Annotated in this window: 1 protein-coding gene; it reads left to right on the plus strand. The window is 65.9% G+C overall.

Features of this window, described 5'->3' with window-relative positions; translation table 11 throughout:
- The coding region (locus tag EXE44_RS19540; protein ID WP_199241314.1) for a cation:proton antiporter at positions 1 to 229 on the plus strand (229 nt) is incomplete at both ends.

Genomic DNA, 229 nt, shown 5'->3' on the forward strand with positions numbered 1-229 from the left:
CCGGTCCGGGACCGGGTCGCGACCGCGTTAGAGACCGAGGGGATCGTCAACGACGTGACGGCGGCCATCCTCGCGGTCGTCGTGTTCAAGATCATGCAGCTCGAGGAGCCGACGCTCGGGGCGTTCCTCGAGCTGTTCATCGGCCGGATCGGAACCGGCGTCGGAATCGGAGTGATCGTGGCGGTGATCATCTGGATCGTGCTCCGATACATCGACCTCTCGCCGGGCG

This window comes from Halorubrum sp. SS7 (genome assembly GCF_005435055.1).
Lineage (GTDB): Archaea > Halobacteriota > Halobacteria > Halobacteriales > Haloferacaceae > Halorubrum > Halorubrum salinarum.